The 1,271-nt window shown below is 42.4% G+C and carries 1 protein-coding gene and 1 pseudogene; one reads left to right on the top strand and one right to left on the bottom strand.

Annotation, left to right across the window (positions count from 1 at the left end):
* Positions 1 to 585 (top strand): hypothetical protein (locus Q0236_RS07760; RefSeq protein ID WP_297916643.1); only part of this gene is annotated, 585 nt, incomplete at its 5' end.
* 359 nt (positions 586 to 944) lie between these two features.
* Here Q0236_RS07760 and Q0236_RS07755 read toward each other — a convergent pair.
* Positions 945 to 1,271, bottom strand: a pseudogene (locus Q0236_RS07755) (hypothetical protein); the annotation flags it as partial.

Raw genomic sequence — 1,271 nt, 5'->3', positions numbered from 1 at the left:
GAACCTAGCGGAGCGGAGAGCTCTAAAAATTCTAACGGCGCGGATCTTTGGGACGAGGAAAATGGCGCTAAATTTGCAGGCGAGAGTTTCAAGAGCGCCTATGATGATTTTTATGACGAAATTTCACAAACCGAGATTAAAGAGGAAAATTCTAAATTTAAAAGCGAGCTTTCGGAAAAGAGCTCTGATGAAATTTCGCAGAATAGCTTTGATGTCAAAGATGATGATCTAAATTTTAAGGAGATAAGTTCCGAGCGCGAGACTTTGAGCGATGAGCGCGGCGCTTTCGGCGATGAAATTTCGCGCGATACGGATCAAAATGGCGCTGCCGATACGGGCGTTAAAAAAGCCGAAATTCAGGGATTTTCAAGCGAGCTAAAGGAGAAATTGGGCGCCAAAGAGGCGGGAGCTTTGACGTTTAAAAAGGTTTTACAAGATGAAATTTTAAGCGCGCCCGCCCTGCCGTCTAGCGACGTCGAGGTGGATTTCGTCGGCAGCATCGATGAGGAAAACACCGCCGTGGTGCTAAGTTTCGGCGGCAAAAAACATCTCGTCGTACTTAAAGACTCAAACGTCATCGACTAAACGGACAAGATCGTCGCGCCTATTCCGCGCCGATTCATTGTGATTTTAAAATTTTTCTGCGAATGCGGGAGTTTCTTTAAAGTTTGTGTTTTGCCGCCGGTGCAGGCGAAAAGATAAAATCGGCGCTAATTTATTCGGCAAGCGCGACAATCGAACATTAGCGGCTTTGTCTTTTTAGTGTCGATAGTAGGCGCAAATTTAAAGAGAAATTTTAAGTTCGTTCTTGTTCTTTAAGGTGGCGGAATTTGAAAATTTAAATTTGCGTTGCAAGGGCGGCTTTGCAGGCAAATTTAAAATTTACACCCGGTTTTATTCAAAAATTTTAACCTGCGCATAGACTTAAAATTTACGCCGCGCCACTATAAAATCCTCTCTATTTCATTACTGCAAATTTCATTGACCTGCTCACCCTCGCTATTTTGCAAGATAACCCCGTAGTCCGTGATCTCGCGACCTTTGTTATACCCCTCGATATATCTGAATCTTGATAAAACTATTTTAAAGGATTCCACATCGTCTAAAGTATACTTATCGCCGAGCTTGACGTAGTTAAAATTCCTACTAGTAAGCGTATGAAAATTATTAAATTTTTGCTTTAAATTTAGCGTATAAATTTTCGTGGATGCAGCGCCGTTATCGCAGCTATTGATTTTGCTCTCATCAAAGGCAAGCGCGAGGCAAATTTC

Source organism: uncultured Campylobacter sp. (assembly GCF_938031315.1).
GTDB lineage: Bacteria > Campylobacterota > Campylobacteria > Campylobacterales > Campylobacteraceae > Campylobacter_B.
The sequence above is the reverse complement of the archived record's forward strand: the minus strand, read 5'-3'. Positions and strand labels throughout refer to the sequence as shown.